Source organism: Acinetobacter sp. 251-1, assembly GCF_030329305.1.
Taxonomy (GTDB): Bacteria; Pseudomonadota; Gammaproteobacteria; order Pseudomonadales; family Moraxellaceae; genus Acinetobacter; species Acinetobacter piscicola_A.
In genome coordinates, this window is the sequence record NZ_JACANS010000016.1 from 23,046 (window position 1) to 45,080 (window position 22,035).

Sequence of the window (22,035 nt, forward strand, 5' to 3'; positions counted from 1 at the left end):
CGTTCTTAGAAATTGACAATAAATTAAAATAATATCAGGCTAATCCTTACCCTTTCTGTTCAATGTCAGTCTATTCCTGTGAATCATTTTTCAATCCATCTACACGCTTTTAAATCAAATTCGATTCTGATCTATTGCCTACAGATGTTGATTGTATTAAGTGGAACAACGCTAGGATTATATTTTTTAGATTTGAAATATTTGATTGTGCCTGTGACCTTAGGTGCAATTGCAACAGCACTCACCGATTTTGATGATCGACTCAGTATTCGTCTCAGAAATTTGATCTATGTAGCGATTTTATTTTTTAGTGTGAGCAGTATTTTAGAGTTTTTATCTCCGTATAAATTTCTCTTTTTAATTTATTTATCGCTTTCGAGTGGGCTATTTATACTCATGGGTGCATTGGGGCAACGTTATGCCACCATTTCATTTGGCACTGTACTTCTGTCCATCTACACCATGTTTGGTTTGGGTGAATACGGTCAATGGTACGACCAGCCTAGCTATTTTGTATTGGGGGTTGCATGGTATGGCATGAGCTCGATTATTTTTTATTTACTCAAACCCACACAAGCTTTACAAGATAATTTAGCCAATAATTTTCAATCGCTTGCGAACTTACTTTTGACAAAATCTAAACTCTTTGACCCAGACAATCAAGACAATGTCGAACAGCTCTTATATGATTTGTCCTTACAAAACAGCATTGTTGTACAACAACTGAATTTTACCAAAGCCTCTTTACTCACGCGTTTAAAAGCCTCTCGTGCCAATAAAAATACAATTTATTGGCTAAATTTATACTTTTTAGCACAAGATATTCATGAGCAAGCAACCTCGAATTATTTGCATTATGAACATATTCAGCACAATTTTAGTCGTACAGATTTAATTTATCGGATTCAGAAAAATATTGTCTTGCATGCAGAAAATTGTCAACGCTTGGCACATGCTATTGTTCAACAAGAAAATTTTTCAATTACGCCTAAAAACACCACCGCTCTACACAATCTAGAACACTCTATGCATGAATGGATTGTGGAAAATCCACGTAATCTTGAAGTGAAAAATCTACAACTCATCCTGCGCAATTTAAAAAATGTCCAAGAACAATTTCATAATTTAAGTATTGAGCAAGGCAATTATCAGCAAAGTTATAGTGAACATCAGGATAATTTAAATTTATTGGATGATGATATTCATGGTATGCATGATTTATGGTTGAAAATTCAACCTCATTTCACGCCGAATTCTGCCCTATTTCGACATGCAGTACGGATCGCCTTTGTCTTTGCTGTCGGCTATAGCATTTCGTTGTTACCCTTTGCTAAAAATGGCTATTGGATTTTATTGACCAGTTTATTTGTCTGTCAAATCAGTTATTTTGCCACCAAAAGCCGTTTGCAACTGCGCACCTTAGGTACTGTTTTAGGTGTGCTTTTAGGCATTCCAATTTTATATTTTGTACCTAGTGTTGAAGGTCAATTGGTGCTTACCATCATTTTTGGTGTGTATTTCTTTTATTTACGTTCCAAAAAATATGCCATAGCCACTTTAATGGCAACCTTAATGGTGTTATTGATTTTTAATCTCAAAGGTGCCGGCTATGCGATTATTTTACCGCGTATCATCGACACGATTTTAGGCTGTTTAATCGCATGGTTTGCTGTCAGTTTTATTTGGCCGGATTGGAATTTTCGTAATATTTCCAACAATATCCGCAAAAGTAGTCAGGCAACATTGAACTATTTTGATGCAATCGTGTCACAGTACCAACACGGTAAAAATAACAGTGTGGAATACCGTCAAGCTCGACGCTTTGCACATAATGCACAAATCGAACTGTCGAGTATGATTTCAAGTTTAAGTACTGAACCCAATCCCAATCAGGACTTGATCCACACCGCTTTTCGGTATTTGGTTTATAGTCATAGCCAACTCAGCTATGTATCTGCATTGGGTACACATCGCACACAGGTCAATGATGCACAAGTTTTAGAGCTCATGTTATGGTGTAAAGCTACCTTACATCATGCCTTAATTCAACAACACCCCTTAGATGAGCTGATCATTCAGGAGAAATTACAAGAAATTAAACAATTCACTGAGCAAGAAAACCTATCCGATGATTTATTATTAGCACTAAAACAAATCAGTTTGTTATTGGAAACTTTACCTGAATTATTGAAGCTCAAAATGACGTTATTAAAACTTGAAATTAAATAAAAACATTGAATTTCAAGCGCATCAAATTCACTTTATACTGAACAAATTAAGTCAATTTTCGGATTAAAACCAAGCCAATAACTTGGTTTTATTTTCAATAAATTCAATTATTTAATATATTTTATTATTGATGTTTTATTTTGCTTTCAAGCATTAATCCGTTACACTGAATATTCATTCTCATTTTATGCAGTGACCATGAATATCAAAACCTTAAGACTTGTTGGACTCCTCGAAGGCATTTCATTTTTATTGTTATTATTCATTGCAATGCCGATGAAATATATGTTTGATAACCCTATTTTAGTGAAATATGTCGGCATGGGGCATGGCGTACTGTTCATTTTATTTTTAGTGGTTTTATTTGTGGTCTGTGAAAAGCAAAAATGGTCGATTAAAATGTTTATTTTAGGACTAATTGCTTCGATTTTACCGTTTGGACCTTTTGTCTTTGATCATAAACTCAAGAAATTAGCGCAATAAAATCCTTTCTTCCTTATGTTTTCTCTGCTTAATCGATCTAAAAAATCTCTCTTCAAAACATCCCTTCTCACAGGAGGGATGAAAGAGAGCTCATTTTAAAAGCCCTCTCCCTAAAACTAAAATAAGCTTTTAAAACTCACCTTTTGCCTGACGTTGTTGCATGATTTCTTTTAATAATTTACGCGGAATGGTAAACCATAACGCGATCAAGATAAAACATGCCAAAGCATATGCCCATAAATCAAAATGTGCATACATGATACGAATAAACTCAATCACAAAGAAAAAGATAAACATCATCAACACTGAAACTGCCGCAGCAACCGTTCCTTTAGACACATCTGATGCCATCAATGCAAAACGGTAGAGTACTGAAAAGCTAATCCCTTCACCAAAGCTAACCAAAGTCATGCCTAAAATGACACAGTAGAGAAAATATTCACGCCAAATCACTCCCAGTAAGATGATTGCAGTTCCTAACAGCATCAGCGGTAAGCCCATTAAAACTGTTTTACCTAAGGCTAAACGGTCAATGATTTTAATCAGGACAAGATTACCCACAATTAAACCGCCCAACACAGGAAACTGAGCCAAGCCATATTGCAGACTACTGAGTCCTAACTCCTCAACCAACATGACAGGTGAAAGCGCAATCCATAACATCAATGGCATCGCCACCATAGGCAAACCTAAAGTCATGCCAATAAAAGTTCTATTTTTCAGGACTTTTTTATAATCATCCCAGATATAACGCAAAGGCTGCTTAGGAATACTCACTTTAGACTCAGGCATTTTGGCTTTTAAACCAAACCAACTCAAACATGCAAAAAAGGCAATTCCAATAAAACCCCAGTGCCAAGACACATGGTCAATCAGAAAAGCCCCTAAAACAGGTCCAATTAAAGGTGCAAGCAAAGAGATATTTGCCATGAGAGCCATGACTTTAATCGCATCACGCTCTTCAAAGGTTTCTTGAATTGCGGCATAACCCACTGCTGCAATGACCGATAAACCAAAACCCTGTAAAAAGCGTAGGGCTAAAAAGCTTTCAATATGATGTGTGAATAAAATGAGTACGCAGGTCATCACAAAGAAAATTACACCTGCCAACAGGACTTTTTTACGTCCTAAACGGTCTGATAAGGGACCCAATAAGCATGCGACACAGGCCCCTCCCAACAAATAAAAAGACATGGATGAAGGTGCCCAAGTGCTGCTGACACCAAACTCTTTAGTAATGGCTAACATCGCAGGTTGTACTAAATCATTACCGATATAGACTGAAAATTCGAACAAAACTAACGCCAATGGGAACATGAATGTTGCACGGCTCAAAGTCGTCATCTGCTCTTTTTGCATTACATTGTGTGCATTATTTTGCATTGTTTTCTACAGATCATAATGGCTTGTAGGTCTATGCTTATTTTTCAGTAAATAAACGTCAGCCCAATGACAAGCACTGAGAATTTAAAATAAATTGAGATTTGCTTTAATCAAGCGAGATCAACACCGTATTCACAAGGTGTCTAAATCAAGTCAAAATAGAAAATAGAGTGAGATAGGTCTGCGTCAATGTTCACTTGAGTCCTACAGACTCACGTTGAAACAGAGTACAACCAAACGCAGAATGTTGAGTGTAACACAGGCTTTTTTTGAGTGAAAGTTATCCATTTGTTATGAAGCTAGCGTATTGACGATTGCTGAATAAATCTCCCATTTTTCAGATCGTCATAAGCCTGTAAAATTTCTGTGTAAGTATTCATCAAAAAAAACCTTTGGCCTTGACCGGTTCATTTATAGTAATGGTGCAGCACTGAGCAATAAAAATTTACTGTCATCCAAGGCCGTCACCTGAACCTGCTCACCATGACTACAAGTGCCTGATCTTCTAATATGTCATCATTCAATGCCCCATTTTATTGCTAAAATTGCAGTCGCCCTGTTCTGGAGAAAAATAGTTTTAGCAGGATGAAAATCCCCAAACCGAAAGTATCGTGTCATTACAGTGGATAAAAGCTTTTTTTTCATGATGTTATATTTTTAATTTCTATTTTTAAAGTATCAGCTATAAAAATGTTGTTTTAAATGAAAGCTATATTCGGTTAAATATTGCTGAAGCTGTGCCACATCATTGGTTGGCTCAATTACACGCAAATTTAAAGCTTCAATTTTATCATTTAACAATTTTAAAATCTGTGCCTGTTCAGGTGCAGGAACCTGAGCTTTTTCTTTCTGTTGTTTTTTAATTTCCAAGTAATCTTCTGCCCAATGGCGCAGTGGATCATTTTCATCAATTTGGGCAAATAAGTTGGTGATCAGGAGTTCAGGCATGATTTCCTGAGTTGCAAGTTCGGCTGACATTAGACCTCGAATCGAGTAAAACACTTTTTTGTAGGTAAAGTTATCTGCTGTCTGCATCACATGCATACCGCCTTTGGCAAGTGATAAGTAATGATAATACAATGCTTTATAATCGATACGCTCTAGTAATCCATCTCTAAATTTTTCCCATTCAGGAAATTGATTAAAGTAAACAATATGTGCACGTACCCATTCCAAAACAGTGGGATTGCTTTTAGCAAGTAGACCAAACATTTTATTAAGGTCAAAAGAAACAAAGTCAAAATCACCATCCATCATTTCAATTAAATCACGATGCTTTCGATAGTCGTAATATTGGGCTTTAGAAGGCAGGTGAAAACCACGCACATCATAATCACTGTCAGGGCTTGCCATGCCCCATAAACGGCTGCCACTTTCAATATAAAACAGCGGATGCTCATCTCGGTTTTGAAATAGATTTTGGATTTCTTGTTGGATATTCATTATTTTCACGTTTGAGGTAAGACTACAGGTTTTATATCATTAATTTTGGCAATGTTAGGATTTTTTGCATCTCTTAAAAATTATATTTTTCAGAGATTTAAAACTTACTCAACTTAACACAGTTAGAAATTAATTTTTGCTATAAATACTTCACGAAATTCAATCATCTATTTTAACTAAAAATGAAAAAATCACTTCTTACGCTGAGCCTCTGTAGCGCTGTTTTAATGCCTTTTATACCATTTCAAAATGTATTGGCAAGTACAACACCAAACAGCATAAAACATAATTCACCATCCTCTGTGCAACACACACCGATCTTTGCTGAATTCCATCAACGCAATGACATGGAAAAATTCAATCTTGCGCTTTGGAATGAATATCTCATAGACCCAACACGTCCACAGCAAAAAATACAACAAATGCTGGCAAAAGCACTCGGTATGGATCCTGCTGAAATCAATATCGGAACATCAAATCAAACAGTGGATGCAACTACTCAAAATATGCCCGAAGTCGATGAAAATGATTTGAAAATCTATAAAAAACTTCTCGAAGCTAAAAAGTACGATTTGGGCGATGGTGTAAAAAAAGACCAAAGCAAAGCCAATGATTTAATCTATGAAGCAACAGAGCTCGGTAGTTCTCAAGCACTCGAATTACTTGGTATTCGATTCATACATCAAATTGGTCATGTTGGACTACAAAAAAATGCCATTGATTATTTTAGTTTTTTTGCAGATGAACCTAGCAATGCCGATTACCCTGCTGCATTTTGGGCATATATTGCTTATAGCTATGCTTATGGCGTTGGGCGGCCTGAAGATCAAGAAAAAGCACTGCAATATTGGAAAAAAGCCAATCATTTATATTCTATGCAAATTGACCCGACAGGTTTTATTGCCTACATGATGGGAAAAATGATTGAAGATAAAAATATGAATAATCAACCGATTGAAGATGCGATGCAATATTATAAAATGTCTGCTCATAAAGATAATATTGCAGCACAACAAGCGGTTTTAAAACTATTAAATAGCAATAAAAAATTTGAAGACTTAACCTATGAACCTGAGTTATTTATGGCAGAACATAAAGCTGCAAAAAAAGAAAAAGATGCTTTCTATACACTCTCAGAACTGTATGCACAAAAAGAGTGGAAAATTTATAACCCTAAAAAATCTATTGCCTATCTAAATCAAGCCATTGCACTTGGGCATGATCGGGCATTACTAGATTTAGCACGCTATTATGAACATGGCTATTTAGTAAAAGCAGACCCTGCCAAAGCCGCAGAACTTTATAAAAAATCATTACAACAAGGCAACCCAACTGCAGGCATTTTGCTTGTGAACTTATATGAAAATGGCAGCAAAGCTTTTAAAGCCGATGCCAAACAAGCCAAAATTTGGCGAGCTAAAGCGACAGCATTGTACAAAGAACTGGGTTATGGTGATGTTTTACCAAAAGCAGATGAAATACGTTTATTCCAACGCATGTACTAAATTCAACTTACGAGATCGCTCATCTCGTAAGTTCACTCAACGACACCGAAATTAAGAGCATAAATTTGACTGAAACTCTTTCGAATGACCACGTCTACATTGATAAGTCTTTTTCGTTTCTTGTAGTTTCCATTCATTTTCTACGCGTTTAAAAATATAATCTGTACGAATCGCACTCACAGAATCATCCAATAAGTTTGAATCAATCACTGCGATTTGTGCTGCTGTTGGATTTTCTACACGGTTAAATACTTGACGAACAGACAGACTATTTTGGTTTTTTAGGATAGATGGCTGAGCTTTAATCACCTGTTGCATCGGCGTATCTGCCCCACCAAAACTTACTTTACTTGCTAATTTTTCAGTTGTTGCACAACCTGTCAATACTGCAAAACACAGTGCAGAAATAGAAAATAAACGAATCATAATACTCAACCAAATCTTTTATCCATAAAACCATCATGCCTGTTTTTAACTCAGGATACTACTTAAGCAATGTAACAAATCAAAAAATTAATTTATTTAAACAATTAAAATCAATTAGATAAGTTAAACACAAAAATAAATACACCGATAAAACACGCTTATAAAAATGAAAAATTGAGTTATAAGGGTCTGCCCGTAATTAAATATTGATCATCTTTTTGTATAAAATTAAAAATAAAATTAACTTTTTCACTGTTATTCAGCATCAATTGCGAATGACAACTCAAAGCGCTACCATCCTCAGTTGCCACTTTCTGCGTCTCAATTGAAATGACTTTTAAGCTATTTGCTAAAGCATATTGGCTTTGGTCAAAAGCAGATCTCATCTGTGCTTGTGCACCATTTGAACTACACGAACGGATATCTGACTCTGCAATGACATTCACATCAGGTTTAAAAAAACGAATGATGTCAATAAATCCACTCGGATTTACACTATAAAAGCCTATCGCAACACAAATTGCCGCCCCGATCCAACCTAAAAAAGATGAACTTTCACTTTTTGTTGCAACAGACTGCATATCATCATTCGGTGCACCACAATGAATACAGGCAGGCGCTCGCAAACTATAATCTTGTCCACAATCTGTACATTTTTTTAGATTCATATTTTCCCCGTTTCAATTATTTATTATTTCAGTTATTAATCAATATATTACATTATTTAAAAAATTTTATATAAAAAAACGCTCCCGAAAGAGCGTTTTAATTTTACTTTAAATAGTTAAAGATCAAATAATTTACCCGGATTCATAATCCCGTTTGGATCGAATACTTTTTTCAAGGCCTTCATATATTCAATTTCTTCAGCTGTACGTGTGTAGTCTAAATATGGCTTTTTGGTCATGCCTACGCCATGTTCAGCTGAAATTGAACCATCATATTTTTTCACAGTTTCAAACACATATTTGTTTACAACCTGACATTTTGCAAAGAATTCATCTTTACTTAAATCCGCAGGTTTTAAGATATTTAAGTGTAAGTTACCGTCACCAATATGACCGAACCAGCAAATTTCAAAGTCAGGATAGTTTTCTTCCACAATTGCATCAATTTCTTTAATGAATGCAGGAACATGTGTAATGAGTACAGAAATATCATTTTTGTATGGAATAAATGGCGCGATAGATTCTGAAATATCTTCACGTAAACGCCATAAATTATGAACTTGCTCAAGGCTTTGGCTCATCACACCATCAAGCACCCAGCCTTGTTCCATACAATGCTCGAAGATTTCCATCGCCGCATCCATGATAGGCTCATATGGCGCTTCAAACTCAAGCAAAACATAGAATGGACATTGTGTTTCAAATGGACGTTGTACATGACCATTATCTAACACTTTTTGCATTGCCAATTCACCAAAGAATTCAAATGCAGTAAGGTCAATTTTCTTTTGGAATGCATGTAACACAGGCATAATGGCATCAAAATCAGGCACACCAAGGACTAAAACCTGTAAATCATGCGGTTGGCGCTCAAGCTTAATTTCCGCTTCAGTCACTAAACCTAAAGTCCCTTCACCCCCGATAAATAAGTGCTGCATTGCATAGCCAGTGGCATTTTTGATCATGCCTTTATTTAAACGCAACACATCGCCTTTACCTGTCACAACAGTCAAACCTAACACCCAGTTACGCGTCATGCCATATTTAATGACTTTGATCCCGCCTGCATTGGTTCCGATATTCCCACCGATTTGTGATGAACCAGAAGATGCAAAATCGACTGGATAATACATGCCTTGTTCTTCAGCATAATTTTGTAATTGTTCAGTCACGACACCTGCTTGTACACGAACCATACGATCGGCAGGGAAGAATTCCAAAATTTGGTTCATCTTGTCCATGCTCATCACGATTTCGCCATTGGCAGCCACTGCGCCTGCAGATAAGCCTGTACGACCACCTGATGGCGTAATTGCAACATTAAATTGATTAGCAAGTTTTACAATGGCTTGAACTTGTTCTGTGCTTGATGGAAAAACGATGACCGATGGATTTGGATCAAAATGTTTGGTGTGATCACGTCCCCAATTTTCGAGACTATCCGCATCTGTTTTAATGCGGTTTTCACCGACAATTGCAGTTAGTTGGGTTAATAACTCAGGTGTTAAAGCGACTGGAGCGTTCATCGTTTGCAGACCTAGCAGAAGTAAACAAGTAAAAAGTGTCTAAAAATAAATCAATCAAATCGTGTGATTTCTAGACCAATGTGAATATAAAAGCAGCACCGTAGAGACAGGCTATTTTCACGAAGGCTCATTATAAGGCATTTTTCAATAAAACCCTTAAAAAAACTATTTCCATAATGTCACTATGGAAATTACACATTTAAATAGACCATATACGACAAGTTATGTCTTATATTTTGCAAAAATACCTACAATCATCGCCATAAAGGAAATGTATATCGGTCGCTGTCCTATGCTATTATATCGCCACTAAATTTGGCCTTTGTAGCGGAGCCGTAATGAGCCAACATCTTTCACTGCCTAAAGATAAAATTCGTTTCTTGTTGTTAGAAGGCGTTCATCAAAATGCAATCGACACATTAAATGCTGCTGGATATACCAACATCGACTATCGTAAAACTGCGCTTGAGGGTGAAGCGTTGAAAGAAGCGATTAAGGATGCACACTTTATTGGTATTCGTTCCCGTACTCAATTGACTGAAGAAGTCTTTGAAGCAGCACAAAAACTCATTGCTGTCGGTTGTTTCTGTATTGGTACAAACCAAGTGAACTTAAATGCTGCCATGGTTCGTGGTATTCCAGTATTTAATGCTCCTTATTCAAATACACGTTCTGTTGCAGAGCTTGTACTTGCTGAAGCAATTCTCCTTCTTCGCCGTGTGCCTGAAAAATCTACAGACACACATGCAGGTGGTTGGAACAAATCTGCTGTCGGTTCATTTGAAACACGTGGTAAAACTTTAGGTATCGTGGGTTACGGCTCTATCGGTTCTCAACTTTCTGTCCTTGCAGAAAGTATGGGCATGCATGTCATTTATTATGATGCTGTGACTAAATTGCCTTTAGGTAATGCACGTCAAGTCGGTTCTATGGGTGAACTTCTTGCCAATGCTGACGTAGTATCGATCCATGTACCTGACGTTCCTTCTACACGTAACTTCATGGGCAAAGAACAATTTGCACAAATGAAAGAAGGTTCTATCTTCATCAATGCTGCACGTGGCACATGTGTGGTGATTGAAGATCTTGCTGATGCATTAAAATCAGGTCATATCGCAGGTGCTGCGGTTGACGTATTCCCGAAAGAACCAAAAGCAAACGGTGAAGAATTCGTTTCTCCACTTCGCAACATTCCTAACGTGATTTTAACACCGCACGTAGGTGGTTCAACCATGGAAGCGCAAGCGAACATCGGCTTAGAAGTTGCTGAGAAATTCGTTGCTTACTCTGATAAAGGTATGACTTTATCTGCAGTAAACTTCCCTGAAATTGCGTTGCCATTGACTGAAGGTAAACACCGTTTACTACACATTCATAAAAACGTACCGGGCGTTTTATCTAAAATCAACAACTTATTTGCTGAACATGGCATCAACATCTCTGGTCAATCTTTAATGACCAAAGGTGATGTCGGCTATTTAGTGATGGATGTAGATGCAACTGCATCAAAAGAAGCACTTGATACGCTACATGAAGTTGAAGGCACAATTCGTGTACGTGTATTGTTCTAAGTTTTAGCGTATTGTAAAACCACAGCTTTCGGGCTGTGGTTTTTTTATGCTTTTCATTTTCTACGGTTTCAATCAAATCATTGATAAAAGCTGAATCACTTATACCTATTTAGTCTATTCAATGCCAAATTTAAAAAATACGCCTCATCTACATGCACTGATTTTATTGTTCATTGCCATGATCAGTATGCAAAGTAGTGGTTCACTTGCCAAAATATTATTTGATCAGTTCCCCATTCTCACGGTTTCCGCTATGCGTTTGTTATTGGGTTCAGCAATTTTGGCGGTGATTTTTAAAATTTGGCAGGTCAATTTTAATCAAATCAATTGGCCCGCAGTCATTCGCTATGGCATTGCCTTAGCTGGCATGAATGCGTTGTTTTATCTATCTATTGATCGTTTACCATTGGGTATTGCTGTTTCTTTTGAGTTTATTGGTCCACTTAGCGTGGCACTGTTTTATGCACGACAAAAATTTGATTTCATTTGGGTTGGACTTGCAATTTTAGGTTTAATTTTGCTTTTCCCCTTTGATCAAAGTCAACACCGCTTAGACCCCTTAGGCATTGCTTTCGCTTTAGGTGCAGGTGCATGTTGGGCAATGTATATCATTTTTGGACAAAAACCTTCGGGTATTTCGGGCAATCATACCGTATGTTTAGGTATGTTTATTGGCATGTGTTTTTTGATGCCCATTGCGATTTTTGCTGGCATGCCACTCGCCACGTTCCATGCTGACAACTTAGTGTTATTGATGATTTTGGCAATTCTTGCGAGTGCATTACCCTTTAGTTTGGAGATGGTTGCCCTTCGCAGATTATCCCCTTTTGTTTTTGGTACGCTGACTAGTTTAGAGCCAGCCATTGCCGCACTTTCGGGCTTTATATTTTTACATGAACAATTATTATGGACACAATGGTTGGCTTTAATGGTCATTATTGTGGCATCGATTGGCTGTACCTACACCACACAACAAGCAAAGCAAGCCATTGAAGACAAATTAAAAAAGTAAGTTTTAAATGTTGCTCAAAGATCTATTTAGACGACTGTCACTTGTTTTTCGATAGGTAAATCAGCATGGATTTGCAATACCGTTAGATGCATACCAAATACAGCGCCCGTATCAATAAAATAACAGTTATGTCGCCTAGTCACGAAATCGACCACCGTATGCCCAAGAAAAACAGTATCAATCCCTTGAATATTTTGACAATTTTTCTTAACAGAATTGCGAATACGAGAGCGTCCCCACAGGGCGATTTCATGCTGCTTTTCATTATGAATCATGGCTTTAAATGCATTCCAATCATTCTGTTCAATATCACCATGCACAAAGCCATACTTTTGCCCTAGATATTCAACTTCTAAAATAATTGGCATCTTTTGGCATAGCTCAACCACTTGGTTTCTATCGGTTTCTGACAAGGCATAAAACCATTCACCACCATGTTGTGCATGTAGACGTGCCATCATTGGATCAATCGCAGAATGCAAACACATCTCTTCATGATTACCTATAATACTTTTAAACCAAGGTGCCTCAATCAACTTCAGACATTTTAAACTGTCAGCACCTCGATCTACCAAATCACCCACACAAACCAAGACATCCTGTTGAAAATCAAATTGAATTCGGGTGAGCTTTTGCATTAATTGATCATAACAACCATGCAGATCTCCCACCACAAATAAGCGACCGTGTCGGTGATGATAGTATTCAATTGGGTTGTTAAACTGCATCTAACTGCTCAATTACAATGCGATTGCACAGGCTTCAATATGTTGATTTTGCTGTGCCAAAGCCAAATATTTTTCAGCATTTTTCTTATTTTTTCGAATGCCTAAACCTTGTGAATATGCCTGATACAACTCAAAATATGCATCAACATCTCCCCCTTCAGCAGCTTGTTGCAACAACGTCACCACATGTTTTAGATCAACATCCACCCCTTGCCCAGCACGATACATACGTGCCAATAAATAAGAAGCACGGGCTGATTTTGCTTGCTGTGCAAGATCTAACCACTGAATTGCTTGCCCAAATTGTTGCTTTTGCTGTTCATAAATAGCCATGCATAACATCGCTTGGACATGAGCATTTTTTGCAGCTGCACTTAATAAAGCCACATGACGAGGATCTTCAGGATTTAATAACATCGCCAATTCAAATTGTGCATCTGTATTGCCTTGTTGCGCTGCCTGATCCAACCAATGTATACCCTCGTCAGGATTTTTCTCTATACCGATTCCCATACGTAAACACTGTCCATAATAAAATTTTGCGGCAACATCTCCATGTAATGCTGCAACTTGAAGAAATTGACACGCACGTTGATTGAGCTGCAATGTCTCTGCTTCATCCTGTGCTCTTTCGGCTTTACGTAAAGTCTCGATTCCGTACCAATAGCATGCTTCAATATGCCCTAACTGTGCAGCTTTGCCTAAAAATTCATAGGCTACCTCTGGATCACCTTTGGGGTCTTTTTCTTCAATTAATGCACGTACATAGCAACCATATGCATCATTGTGCTCTTGTGCTTTTTGTGCGTATTTAAACGCTTTTTTGTCATTACCTTGTTTAAAATACTGAAAAGCAACCACAGCACTCGCAAAGTGATCGTTTTGCGCCAAATTTTCCAATTGCTCAATGACTACATTTGGATCAAATGCAAGATTTTCAATACAAGTTTTTAAACTCATTTCATGTTGATGCTGTTGGTAATTATTCAATAATAAATTTAAAGCAGCCTCAGCATCGTTTTGCAAAATATTTAATGCAGATGCATAAATCGCTTCAGGATGCTTTAAATCTAGAGCTTGTTGTAAATAATTTAAACCTTCTTCAGCACTGACATTTGCACTTAAAGCTTGTCGTCCAATATGCGCTAACTCAACCATCGCCAAAGCATCGCCAAGTTTCGCAGCATGTTTAAAAAATAACACAGCCGATTCAATATTTTGTTCGACATAATGCCCCAAGAAATGCCATTGCCCTAACAGCATACTCGCTGCGGCAAAATTGTCATTGGAAGCATTCACTAAAATATCCACGCGTTGCTGCGCATCTTGATCTGTTTTTGCCGCACCTTGTTTTTCTAAATCTAAGATATGCTGATAATTTACAGCATGATCATCCCCATAGTGCACCACATCTTTCGATTGTAAAGATTTTTTATTTTCTATTTTAATGTCTGACATCATATTACCTATTCATAAATTTACAATTTTCAAGGACTTCATTTTTCTATTCTTTCAAGCATATTTTCAATTTTATTTGAGCTAAAAACGACCAATATTGATAAAAGAATCAAAGCCATTCAAATTTTAAAAACTTTCAAGCTAAGCTATTCTAAGATATTTATATATAAATGAGAATATGCCTTTTTGAAATAATAAAATGTTAGAATTGCACAATATTTCTTCTTGTCTGCACTATGCAAAACTCTCAATTTCTTGCTGTATTTTACATGATCATGTCGATGGTGGCATATCAGATCAGTGCCTCATTTGCCAAACAACTCTTTCAAGTTTTAGACCCGTTAACTGTCGTTACATTACGCTTGTGTTTTGCCTCTATTTTAATTTTTATGATGTTCCGTTCGTGGAAAATCATCAAACGTTTGCCCCATTTAAAATGGAAAGACTTGTTATTTTATAGCGCTTCAGTGTGCTTAATGAATGTCTTGTTTTATGCATCTTTGGGTAAATTACCACAAGGCATTGCTGTAGGTTTAGAATTTTTAGGACCCTTAACACTGGCACTCCTGTCGATCCAACGCAAAATCGATTATATCTGGGTCGTTCTTGCCATGATCGGTATTGCTTTAATGGTGCCTTGGCAAGATACCCAACAAGATCATTTTTCCTACGTGGGTGCAGCTTTTGCGCTCGGTGCGGGTATATGTTGGGCATTTTATATTTATTTTGGGCAAAAAGTGGTACGGCAAAATATTGGTATGCATGCGCTGACGATTGCCATCACGTTGTCTGCGCTAGTGATGCTCCCCATCAGTGCGGTACATAACCCAACTGCATTAATGCAAACTCAGTATTGGGGACAAGCACTCATCATAGCACTATTAGCGACAGCAATTCCTTATGCTTTAGATTTAATGGCACTCAAAACCTTAAGCAAACTAAGCTACGGAACACTATCTAGCCTCTCTCCTGCTTTAGCTGCCATAGCAGGCATGGTACTACTCAAAGAACACATTAGCCTTGGGCAAAGTATCGCTTTACTATGCATTATGATTGCTTCGATTGGGGTAACATTCAAACCCAAATCAACTGTGATTGAAAATTAAAACCACATTAATAAAAATGGGCTGATTATGCATCTGCCCATTCTTGTGTCTTTACTACACCAAACTGTCCTTTTCTTTCGCTTTATATTTTTTATACTCAGCTAAATATTGCTTAGCTAAGCTTTCTTTTTGCTTATCCTCTAAAATTTTACCTGCTTGCTGAAAGAAACCATGCTCTTCTTCTTGTAAGTGATGATGTACAGTTTCAGACAGTTTTTTAGCAATAGCTAACCAACCAGGATTACTAAATTCAGTTTCACTGAGTTGTTCCAAAAGCTCATCCATTTTGTGATGTTCAGACAAAGCATGACGAGTAATATTCAAACCCGAATCTGTCATCATCAGAGGAATATAAAAATAGCGGTCTTCGCCTACAGCGTGTGCAAACAATTCATTTTTTAATTGCTCAAATAAAGTTCTGCGTTCAGGTGTATCCCCTGAAGTTTTTAATAATTTTTCAGATAATTCTCTTTGAATGTCGTGACTTTCTCTTAAAGCTTCAAATATATTCATGATGATTTTCCTTTTATCCTAAAAGATTTCAAACATTTTTTGATCAGAGCGTTATCATCATAGAAAATAAAAAGCGCTGATATTGTCAGCGCTTGCAATCATTTGTATAAGAAATTTTAGTAATGAGAATGACTTACATCCAAAACATTTGATAAGCCAGACGACAAATTAAGATACTGACCAAAATCAAAAATAAAATACGGATAAAACCACTACCATATTTTAATGCCATTTTCACGCCGACCAATGAACCACAAACATTCGCAACAGCCATCATCAAACCCAACTGAAAGAGGACATGTCCTGTCGGAATAAAAAAACTTAAAGCTGCAAAATTGGTCATAAAGTTCCCGATTTTCGACAATGCTGAAGCATGTAAAAAATCGACTTTTAAATAACGAATAAAGTAGAAAATAAAAAAACTACCCGTACCTGGACCAAAAATACCATCATAAAAACCAATCAACAAACCACCTATGCCTGCAAGAATCAAAACTTTCCGTGTGATCTCTTGCTGGATATGCACCTGCCCAAATTGCTTTTTAACCAAAGTATAAATGGCGATTACAATCAGCATAAACAGAACAAATGGGCGTAAAATGTCTTGTGGAATCATGGATACACAAGCCGCACCACCAAAGGCACTGATAAAAGCCGTGATCGCAATCACAGCTAATAATTTCCACTGAATTTTAACCTGACGTAAATAAGAAAATGCCGCAGATGCTGTACCGCAAATAGAAGCCAGTTTATTGGTACCAAAGATCGTTGCTGTCGATGAATGTGGCAACGCACCCATCAAAGCAGGAATTTGAATCAAGCCTCCACCGCCGACTGCTGCATCAATCGCACCTGCACAAAAGGCAAAAAATACTAAACTCAGAATCAGTTCGAGTTCCATGGACGTTCCTTTTACATCGGGTGGATTACAAGTTCAAGACACGTTTGGGCACCAAACGTTTTTTCTCAGTAATTTCTGCCAAGCCTAAACATTTTTCCCCATCAAATACCACTGCGTGCGCTGCCGCAACATGATCAATATTACTTTCCATACCTCGACAAAAATATTCTGCACGCCCTTCAGGCACTTGCACTTTTGGAAAGTGGTCAATCGGTGCATACACAGGCAGCAACAAAGCTTCACGTTCTTGCTCAGTTAAACTTTCTAAATATTCAATAGTCCATTCAGCATTCAGTTCAAACTGCCCTGTTTGAATTCGATGTAAATAAGTTAAATGCCCATATGTACCCAATGCTTTCGCAATATCTTCACCTAAAACACGAATGTACGTTCCCTTTGAACACGTGACATCTAAAGTGATGGAATCTGCCGTAAAAGATAATAATTGAATATTTTCAATAACAATAGGACGTGCTTCACGCTCAATCTCAATCCCCTTACGTGCCAACTCATATAAAGGACGACCCTCTTTTTTCAATGCTGAATACATCGGAGGAACTTGGAGGAGATCACCTGTAAACTGTGTCAGTACCTTCTGAATTTGCGCTTGAGTCAGTTCAGGTACGGCTTGTTCAAGTAAGACTTCACCTTCGACATCACCTGTAGTTGTACTATGACCTAAATGAATAGTGGTCTGATAACGTTTAGTTGAGTCGAGTAAAAAATGAGAAAATTTAGTTGCCTCACCTAAACAAATGGGCAATAGTCCAGAAGCAAGTGGGTCTAATGCACCCGTATGCCCTCCCTTTTCTGCACGAAATAACCATCGTACACGTTGTAAAGCAGCATTTGAGCTAATACCAAGTGGTTTATTTAATAAAAAAACGCCACTAATGGGACGACGCTGGATTTTGGGTGATTTGACAGACATAACAAGGGGATCAAAATAATGTGTCACTATTCTAACAAATCCATTTATCTATTTTTATAAATTTGCATTGTACAAATTCAAATCCCATATTAGATTATTTTTCAACCATAAAAATAATATTGATGAAAAGGATTTAAAATGAAGCGCGTACACAAAAGTATATTAGGGATGTGTGCAGTATGCAGCGTCCTCATTATTTTTTGGCTCAAACCTCAAAATCAGCCAATAGATACTACAGCATTTCATCACTTTTCTGCCTCTAATATGGGACAAGTACCATCTCACATAGTGAATTCAAATGAAGATATAGCGTCATTTTCAAGTCCAAGCCAACAAGATACCCAAATCAACTGTCAAATTCGCACTGATACCGCACATCAGCTCATCGTCAATGAACAAACAAAAAATTGCTTTGAATACTTTTTAACACAATTAGGTGAAAAAAATCTAAACACCATCAAAAGTGATTTTTTTAAATTTACCGAAGTCACTTATCAAAACCCTTTACGTGCTCAACTCAATGAACTTTGGACACGATATCTGCGATATAGAGAGCAACTTGGACAACTTCAGTCCGCGAAAACATCCAAAGACAGCGTTAATTATTATCGAGAGATCCAACAAAACATCCAGCAATTAAGAAAAAATATTTTCTCAAACCAAGAAATGATCGGCTTGTTTGGTCAACAAGACCTCTATGATCAATACACCGTACAACGCATGGCGATCATGGAAAATCAACAGCTTTCAGCTATAGAAAAAGCCTCTCAAATCAATCAGCTCTTTCAACAACTGCCAAGAGATTGGCAAGAAAATTTAAAACAACTAAACCAACTTGCAGACCTACACCAACTTACTGCTGAAATAAAAGCACACCATGGCTCTGATGCAGAACTACACCAAATGCGAGTTAATCTAGTGGGAATTGAAGCAACACAACGGAAGATTTAGATATTCAACGCAATAATTGGCAAAATAAAGTCAATAGTTACCTCACAGAACGCGATCAGATTATCAAAAGTTCAATGCCTTACGAGACTCAAAGTCATGCAATAATTCAATTAAAAAATCAATATTTTCAAAATCCCCAAGAAAAATTACGCCTTCAAACATTTGAAACCGTTCACGATCAAGGAGGCAAGTTACCCTTTACTCAGTAAAAAATAATTCATCTTGCGTTAAAAACAAAAATAAGGTTTAAAAGGACAATCCAATGAAATTAAAAACATTATTCGTCGGGTTATTGACTTCACTGTGTATCAATCAAGTCAATGCAACTGCTGGGCTTCAAAAAGCCAATACGCTCTATACGATAGACAATTATGCACAAACCAAATATCCGCTTGTTTTTGTACATGGCATGTTTGGTTTCAATCGATTAGGCAATGCTGTCTTTGGTCTAGATTATTGGTATCAAATTTTACCTGATCTGGCTCGCCATAATGCAACTGCTTATGCTGCTCAAGTTTCTCCTTTAGAGTCAACCGAAGTACGTGGAGAACAACTTCTCACCCAAGTAGAAGAAGTGCTCGCACTCACAGGACAGTCTAAAGTGAACCTAATTGGACATAGTCATGGTGGTCCTACGGCTCGTTATATTGCTGGTGTACGCCCTGACCTTGTTGCCTCTGTAAGCTCTATCGCGGGTACAAACGATGGCTCACCTGTAGCAGACTTAGTACAAAATACACCTGTACTCAATGGTGTGCTGGCTATCGTGATGGATGCACTCATGACACCTGTTATTAACTTTGCACAGCAATCCAATCTACCCTCAAATTTTAAAGCCTCTATTTACAGCATGTCTCAACCAGGTGTTCAAGCATTTAACCATAAATTTCCACTAGGTTTACCTAGCACGAAATGTGCCGATGGTCCTCAAAAAGCCAATGGTATTGCTTTTTATTCATGGACAGGAATCTCTAACGCCACGAATCCACTTGATCCTGACACATTATTAACAGCTATGGGTCCAATCGCATTCAATGGTCAAGCCAATGATGGTTTAGTTAGTGTATGTAGCAGTAAACTTGGCAAAACGATCCGAGATAATTACCAATGGAATCATTTTGATGAAGTTAACCAAGTACTTGGACTTAAAGGATTATTTGCACCAGACCCTGTAGATATCTTTCGCCAACATGCAAACCGTTTGAAATTACAAGGCTTATAAAATGCCATAAGCAAAATACATCCATAAAAAAATGCGCCACAAGGCGCATTTTTTAGTCACGTAAAACGTATTATTTCGCTTTACGAGCTGGCAATTTTTCACGAATACGTGCAGCTTTACCAGACAATTCACGTAGGTAGTAAAGTTTAGCACGACGAACGTCACCACGACGTTTCACTTCGATACCAGCAACGATTGGTGAATGAGTTTGGAAAACACGCTCAACACCAACACCACTAGAAATTTTACGTACTGTGAACGCAGAGTTCAAACCACGGTTTTTCTTAGCGATTACAACACCTTCAAATGCTTGAAGACGTTCACGATCACCCTCTTTTACTTTTACTTGAACAACAACTGTGTCACCAGGTGCAAAAGCAGGGATGTCTTGTTTAAGCTGAGCATTTTCTACAGCTTGTACTAAAGGATGCTTACCGCTCATGGGGTATCTCCAATATGTGTGGGTCAGAAGAGGTCTGAATTCCACAGGGGCTAGAGGCTAAGGCGCATAGACCCGTTTAGCTTTCCCTTCATGCTTGACCGCTTCAATGCATAAAGAGCCTATTAATGACTCTAAACAAAATGCTTAGAGCAAATCTGCTTAAACAAATGAACTAATTCTTTTGTTCTTGCGAATCTTTTAGCCATTTTTTTTGCTGCTTGGTCAATTCCACTTTTTCAACCAATTCAGGTCGACGTTCAAGTGTTCGTTGATAACGCTGCAAAAACCGCCATTTTTCAATATTTGCATGATGCCCAGATTTAAGTACTGTAGGCACATCCAAACCTTCAAAATGATCTGGCTTGGTATATTGTGGGCAGTCTAAAAGACCATCCACAAATGAATCTTGCACATGGGATTGCTCATCAGACATGGCACCCGGAAGTCTCCGAATAATACTGTCCAATAAAACCATCGCAGGGAGTTCACCACCCGATAAAACGTAATCACCAATCGACCATTCCTGATCAACATAAGTTTGGATCAAACGCTCATCAACCCCTTCATAACGTCCACACAACACAATCAATCCGTCATAATCGACAAATTTTTGTACTGCATTTTCATTCAAGGTTTTTCCTTGTGGAGACATATACACCACAGGAACGTTCACTGCACCCGCTTGTATTGCAAGTTGTTTGGCACGATGGATTGCTTTTGCCAACGGCTCAGCCATCATCACCATACCAGGACCACCACCAAATGGACGTTCATCCACTCGCTTGTAGTTGCCCTCAGCAAATTCACGTGGATTGATACAATGAACTTGGATCAAATCACGTTTTTCTGCACGTCCGCTAATCCCGTAGGCTGTAATCGCTTCAAACATTTCAGGAAACAGCGTAATGACTGCAAAAAACATCGCAGACTCCTCTATTTTCCTACTGCGTTTATCCTTTCGGATTAATAATCTACGCCCCAATTTACGTAGATACGACCAGCTTCAAGATCAACACGTTGTACTACATCTTTATGCCATGGAATCATGCGCTCTTCACCATCAATGCTATTTGGTGTTGCACGAACAACCATCACATCATTGGCGCCTGTTTCAAACAGTTCATAGATTTGACCGAGATTCACTTCTTGTTCTTCATCGTCTAGACCTAACACGGTTAAGCCTTTCAAATCTGACCAATAATACTCGTCCACGCCCGCTTGAGGCAGTTGAGACTTTGAAATCCAAACATTTGCGCCAACTAAATTATCCGCTGCGGTACGATCAATTACACCTTTGAGCGAAACAACTAAGCCTTTGCCATGTGGTTTCCAACGTTTTACATCAACCATTTGCCAACCTGCTTTGGTTTCAATGTACCAAGGCAGATAGTCAAAAATATTGCTCATGGGTTCTGTATTGGAATAGACCCAGAGCCACCCATTTAATCCATATGCTGAACGTAGCTGTCCAATCTGAATACGATCTTCGGGCACATTCTGTGTTGGTGTCATGGGCAATCTACTACTTAATTTTCAA

Annotated in this window: 20 protein-coding genes and 1 pseudogene; 8 read left to right on the forward strand and 13 right to left on the reverse strand. The window is 37.7% G+C overall.

The features are described from left to right. Nucleotides 1–78: 78 nt before the first annotated feature. Nucleotides 79–2,229 (forward strand): YccS family putative transporter, encoded by a 2,151-nt coding sequence (yccS, locus tag HX129_RS13675; RefSeq protein WP_286433520.1) that lies wholly within the window; start codon nucleotides 79–81, stop codon nucleotides 2,227–2,229. 198 nt (nucleotides 2,230–2,427) lie between these two features. Beyond that, the gene (locus HX129_RS13680; protein ID WP_130072206.1) at nucleotides 2,428–2,712 is read left to right on the forward strand and encodes a DUF3817 domain-containing protein; all 285 of its coding nucleotides are present in this window, start codon (nucleotides 2,428–2,430) and stop codon (nucleotides 2,710–2,712) included. Nucleotides 2,713–2,841: 129 nt separating this feature from the next. Here the strand turns inward: HX129_RS13680 and craA are convergent, their stop codons facing one another. After that, a complete protein-coding gene (craA, locus tag HX129_RS13685; protein ID WP_286433738.1) occupies nucleotides 2,842–4,071 on the reverse strand; it encodes a chloramphenicol efflux MFS transporter CraA in 1,230 nt (409 codons plus the stop codon). A gap of 702 nt (nucleotides 4,072–4,773) precedes the next feature. Then, nucleotides 4,774–5,538 carry a nucleotidyltransferase domain-containing protein gene (locus tag HX129_RS13690; RefSeq protein WP_286433518.1) on the reverse strand — a complete coding sequence of 255 codons (765 nt, stop codon included), beginning with the start codon at nucleotides 5,536–5,538 and terminating at the stop codon, nucleotides 4,774–4,776. A 227-nt stretch (nucleotides 5,539–5,765) separates the two neighbouring features. Between HX129_RS13690 and HX129_RS13695 the strand changes: the two genes are divergently transcribed. Continuing rightward, nucleotides 5,766–7,043: a tetratricopeptide repeat protein gene (locus HX129_RS13695; RefSeq protein ID WP_286433516.1), complete on the forward strand. Its 1,278-nt coding sequence runs from the start codon at nucleotides 5,766–5,768 to the stop codon at nucleotides 7,041–7,043. A 51-nt stretch (nucleotides 7,044–7,094) separates the two neighbouring features. On the opposite strand, the gene HX129_RS13700 is transcribed toward HX129_RS13695, so the two are convergent. From HX129_RS13700 to HX129_RS13710, 3 genes are all read right to left on the reverse strand, one after another. Further along, complete coding sequence (locus HX129_RS13700; RefSeq protein WP_130072209.1) at nucleotides 7,095–7,469, reverse strand: hypothetical protein; 375 nt, start codon at nucleotides 7,467–7,469, stop codon at nucleotides 7,095–7,097. 179 nt (nucleotides 7,470–7,648) lie between these two features. After that, nucleotides 7,649–8,137 carry a hypothetical protein gene (locus HX129_RS13705; protein WP_286433514.1) on the reverse strand — a complete coding sequence of 163 codons (489 nt, stop codon included), beginning with the start codon at nucleotides 8,135–8,137 and terminating at the stop codon, nucleotides 7,649–7,651. A gap of 116 nt (nucleotides 8,138–8,253) precedes the next feature. Further along, entirely contained in the window at nucleotides 8,254–9,663 is a 1,410-nt protein-coding gene (locus tag HX129_RS13710; protein ID WP_174493830.1) for a D-2-hydroxyglutarate dehydrogenase, read from the reverse strand. Between the two features lie 338 nt (nucleotides 9,664–10,001). Between HX129_RS13710 and serA the strand changes: the two genes are divergently transcribed. Both serA and HX129_RS13720 read left to right on the forward strand, forming a co-directional pair. After that, a complete protein-coding gene (serA, locus tag HX129_RS13715; protein ID WP_130072212.1) occupies nucleotides 10,002–11,234 on the forward strand; it encodes a phosphoglycerate dehydrogenase in 1,233 nt (410 codons plus the stop codon). A 121-nt stretch (nucleotides 11,235–11,355) separates the two neighbouring features. Then, nucleotides 11,356–12,246 carry an EamA family transporter gene (locus tag HX129_RS13720; RefSeq protein WP_286433511.1) on the forward strand — a complete coding sequence of 297 codons (891 nt, stop codon included), beginning with the start codon at nucleotides 11,356–11,358 and terminating at the stop codon, nucleotides 12,244–12,246. Nucleotides 12,247–12,272: 26 nt separating this feature from the next. Here the strand turns inward: HX129_RS13720 and HX129_RS13725 are convergent, their stop codons facing one another. Together HX129_RS13725 and HX129_RS13730 are read right to left on the reverse strand one after the other, a co-directional pair. Further along, on the reverse strand, nucleotides 12,273–12,974 hold the full coding sequence (locus tag HX129_RS13725) for a metallophosphoesterase (protein ID WP_286433509.1): 702 nt from the start codon (nucleotides 12,972–12,974) through the stop codon (nucleotides 12,273–12,275). A gap of 12 nt (nucleotides 12,975–12,986) precedes the next feature. Further along, nucleotides 12,987–14,432, reverse strand: a complete 1,446-nt coding sequence (locus tag HX129_RS13730; protein WP_286433507.1) for a tetratricopeptide repeat protein — start codon at nucleotides 14,430–14,432, stop codon at nucleotides 12,987–12,989. A 236-nt stretch (nucleotides 14,433–14,668) separates the two neighbouring features. Here HX129_RS13730 and HX129_RS13735 point away from each other — a divergent pair, with 236 nt between their 5' ends. After that, nucleotides 14,669–15,538 (forward strand): EamA family transporter, encoded by an 870-nt coding sequence (locus HX129_RS13735; RefSeq protein ID WP_174493834.1) that lies wholly within the window; start codon nucleotides 14,669–14,671, stop codon nucleotides 15,536–15,538. Between the two features lie 54 nt (nucleotides 15,539–15,592). On the opposite strand, the gene HX129_RS13740 is transcribed toward HX129_RS13735, so the two are convergent. The 3 genes from HX129_RS13740 to truB all read right to left on the reverse strand — a co-directional run bounded on the left by HX129_RS13740 (nucleotide 15,593) and on the right by truB (nucleotide 17,883). Beyond that, entirely contained in the window at nucleotides 15,593–16,051 is a 459-nt protein-coding gene (locus HX129_RS13740) for a hemerythrin domain-containing protein (RefSeq protein ID WP_174493835.1), read from the reverse strand. Between the two features lie 133 nt (nucleotides 16,052–16,184). Beyond that, a complete protein-coding gene (locus tag HX129_RS13745; protein WP_174493836.1) occupies nucleotides 16,185–16,952 on the reverse strand; it encodes a sulfite exporter TauE/SafE family protein in 768 nt (255 codons plus the stop codon). 25 nt (nucleotides 16,953–16,977) lie between these two features. After that, nucleotides 16,978–17,883: a tRNA pseudouridine(55) synthase TruB gene (gene truB, locus HX129_RS13750; RefSeq protein ID WP_174493837.1), complete on the reverse strand. Its 906-nt coding sequence runs from the start codon at nucleotides 17,881–17,883 to the stop codon at nucleotides 16,978–16,980. Nucleotides 17,884–18,021: 138 nt separating this feature from the next. Here truB and HX129_RS13755 point away from each other — a divergent pair. Both HX129_RS13755 and HX129_RS13760 read left to right on the forward strand, forming a co-directional pair. Beyond that, nucleotides 18,022–19,043: pseudogene (locus tag HX129_RS13755) on the forward strand (lipase secretion chaperone). Nucleotides 19,044–19,096: 53 nt separating this feature from the next. Continuing rightward, nucleotides 19,097–20,056 carry a lipase family alpha/beta hydrolase gene (locus HX129_RS13760; RefSeq protein ID WP_286433502.1) on the forward strand — a complete coding sequence of 320 codons (960 nt, stop codon included), beginning with the start codon at nucleotides 19,097–19,099 and terminating at the stop codon, nucleotides 20,054–20,056. A gap of 70 nt (nucleotides 20,057–20,126) precedes the next feature. Here the strand turns inward: HX129_RS13760 and rplS are convergent, their stop codons facing one another. The 3 genes from rplS to rimM form a co-directional block, all read right to left on the reverse strand. Then, nucleotides 20,127–20,498 carry a 50S ribosomal protein L19 gene (gene rplS / locus HX129_RS13765; protein WP_174493840.1) on the reverse strand — a complete coding sequence of 124 codons (372 nt, stop codon included), beginning with the start codon at nucleotides 20,496–20,498 and terminating at the stop codon, nucleotides 20,127–20,129. A gap of 172 nt (nucleotides 20,499–20,670) precedes the next feature. Next, on the reverse strand, nucleotides 20,671–21,420 hold the full coding sequence (trmD, locus tag HX129_RS13770) for a tRNA (guanosine(37)-N1)-methyltransferase TrmD (RefSeq protein WP_180046332.1): 750 nt from the start codon (nucleotides 21,418–21,420) through the stop codon (nucleotides 20,671–20,673). A gap of 41 nt (nucleotides 21,421–21,461) precedes the next feature. After that, entirely contained in the window at nucleotides 21,462–22,010 is a 549-nt protein-coding gene (gene rimM, locus HX129_RS13775; RefSeq protein ID WP_286433499.1) for a ribosome maturation factor RimM, read from the reverse strand. Nucleotides 22,011–22,035: the final 25 nt, after the last annotated feature.

What these genes read in the sequence shown, in the direction of transcription:
- HX129_RS13710 (WP_174493830.1), bottom strand. Translation starts at nt 9,663, where the DNA reads ATGAACGCTCCAGTCGCTTTAACACCTGAGTTATTAACCCAACTAACT.
- rimM (WP_286433499.1), bottom strand. Translation starts at nt 22,010, where the DNA reads ATGACACCAACACAGAATGTGCCCGAAGATCGTATTCAGATTGGACAG.
- HX129_RS13725 (WP_286433509.1), bottom strand. Translation starts at nt 12,974, where the DNA reads ATGCAGTTTAACAACCCAATTGAATACTATCATCACCGACACGGTCGC.
- HX129_RS13760 (WP_286433502.1), top strand. Translation starts at nt 19,097, where the DNA reads ATGAAATTAAAAACATTATTCGTCGGGTTATTGACTTCACTGTGTATC.
- HX129_RS13695 (WP_286433516.1), top strand. Translation starts at nt 5,766, where the DNA reads ATGCCTTTTATACCATTTCAAAATGTATTGGCAAGTACAACACCAAAC.
- HX129_RS13720 (WP_286433511.1), top strand. Translation starts at nt 11,356, where the DNA reads ATGCCAAATTTAAAAAATACGCCTCATCTACATGCACTGATTTTATTG.
- HX129_RS13735 (WP_174493834.1), top strand. Translation starts at nt 14,669, where the DNA reads ATGCAAAACTCTCAATTTCTTGCTGTATTTTACATGATCATGTCGATG.
- rplS (WP_174493840.1), bottom strand. Translation starts at nt 20,498, where the DNA reads ATGAGCGGTAAGCATCCTTTAGTACAAGCTGTAGAAAATGCTCAGCTT.
- HX129_RS13745 (WP_174493836.1), bottom strand. Translation starts at nt 16,952, where the DNA reads ATGGAACTCGAACTGATTCTGAGTTTAGTATTTTTTGCCTTTTGTGCA.
- HX129_RS13730 (WP_286433507.1), bottom strand. Translation starts at nt 14,432, where the DNA reads ATGTCAGACATTAAAATAGAAAATAAAAAATCTTTACAATCGAAAGAT.
- HX129_RS13705 (WP_286433514.1), bottom strand. Translation starts at nt 8,137, where the DNA reads ATGAATCTAAAAAAATGTACAGATTGTGGACAAGATTATAGTTTGCGA.
- serA (WP_130072212.1), top strand. Translation starts at nt 10,002, where the DNA reads ATGAGCCAACATCTTTCACTGCCTAAAGATAAAATTCGTTTCTTGTTG.
- HX129_RS13690 (WP_286433518.1), bottom strand. Translation starts at nt 5,538, where the DNA reads ATGAATATCCAACAAGAAATCCAAAATCTATTTCAAAACCGAGATGAG.
- truB (WP_174493837.1), bottom strand. Translation starts at nt 17,883, where the DNA reads ATGTCTGTCAAATCACCCAAAATCCAGCGTCGTCCCATTAGTGGCGTT.
- craA (WP_286433738.1), bottom strand. Translation starts at nt 4,071, where the DNA reads ATGCAAAAAGAGCAGATGACGACTTTGAGCCGTGCAACATTCATGTTC.
- trmD (WP_180046332.1), bottom strand. Translation starts at nt 21,420, where the DNA reads ATGTTTTTTGCAGTCATTACGCTGTTTCCTGAAATGTTTGAAGCGATT.
- HX129_RS13700 (WP_130072209.1), bottom strand. Translation starts at nt 7,469, where the DNA reads ATGATTCGTTTATTTTCTATTTCTGCACTGTGTTTTGCAGTATTGACA.
- HX129_RS13680 (WP_130072206.1), top strand. Translation starts at nt 2,428, where the DNA reads ATGAATATCAAAACCTTAAGACTTGTTGGACTCCTCGAAGGCATTTCA.
- HX129_RS13740 (WP_174493835.1), bottom strand. Translation starts at nt 16,051, where the DNA reads ATGAATATATTTGAAGCTTTAAGAGAAAGTCACGACATTCAAAGAGAA.